This window comes from Desertibacillus haloalkaliphilus (assembly GCF_019039105.1).
Classification (GTDB): Bacteria; Bacillota; Bacilli; order Bacillales; family KJ1-10-99; genus Desertibacillus; species Desertibacillus haloalkaliphilus.
In genome coordinates this window covers 1-337 of record NZ_JAHPIV010000549.1, presented here as the reverse complement: position 1 = coordinate 337, position 337 = coordinate 1, and the positions used below count along the sequence as shown (strand labels likewise).

Genomic DNA, 337 nt, shown 5'->3' with positions numbered 1-337 from the left:
GTGAAGACCCTGAGCGTGGGTGGCATCAACATCGTGGTGAACGGGGTGGTGGCGGGCTTCCCGCTGAGCGGGGTGACCACGCCGCTGGGCAACACCCTGACCATCACCGGGTACAACCCGGCGACCGGGCTGGTGAGCTACAGCTACACCCTGAACGACAACGAGGCGCACCCGACGGCGAACGGCAACAACAGCCTGTTCGAAGACTTCGCGGTGAGCCTGGTGGACAGCGACGGGGATTCGGCCTCGAACACCCTGAGCGTGCAGATCGTGGACGACGTGCCGACGGCGGTGAGCGACGTCAACCTGACGGCGGCGAGCGAGAACAACCTGGTCC

Annotated in this window: 1 protein-coding gene; it reads left to right on the top strand. The window is 65.9% G+C overall.

What is annotated here, in order from left to right; all coding sequences use genetic code 11:
- Positions 1-337, top strand: a 337-nt coding sequence (locus KH400_RS23235) for a hypothetical protein (RefSeq protein WP_217228676.1), incomplete at both ends; no start/stop codon positions are given.